The following is a 674-nucleotide window of genomic DNA, read 5'->3' on the forward strand; positions in this document are numbered from 1 at the left end:
CCGGGCTCAATCGGGTTGTACGAGACGCCGGGCCGCATGGTGTGAGGGCGTGTCGGCACCGGTTGCCACCTGCGTCGACGCGGTTGTCCGCCCCTCTCACGCGCTCGGCGGACCCCGGTGGGCAGCGTCGCCGCGGCAAGAATGATCAAGCCTCTTCAACTGCCTTGACGCGAAACTCCTTTGGGGTAGCGTATACCTGCAGTCCGAACGGACGTACGTAGCGTAGTCGGCGGGGGGATGAGGGCATGGCCGTGGAACGGCAGGCGTGCAGGGACGTCGTGGAGGTTCTACGCACTTGTCCGGACGCGCGCACCGGTTCCTCAGCGCTGTGAGGCACCGGCCGCAGCAGGTCCGGCAGACCGTCGGCCGCGCAGATGAGTTCGATCGCGGTGCACATGCTGTTCGTTTTCTTGCAAGGCGCCCTCGTTGCAGGGAACTTGTTCGCTCCTCGGTGCGCGTGAACGCGACGCCGCTTCGAAGGAGAGCGCGCTGAGAGTGTGATCCGGCGGATGCCGGCGGGCAACGGAGCCCGCGCGGCCAGTGGTCGCGCCGCCGCCGCGATCCGCTGTCGAACCCACACGCGAAGTTCGAAGTTGAAGTCCTTTCCTGATCGCCGCCCCCTCGGTTGTGGCACGTCCCGATCGGGATGCCGGGGTTTGAAGGAGGGCTTTTCT

Source organism: Streptomyces sp. NPDC042364 (assembly GCF_056437585.1).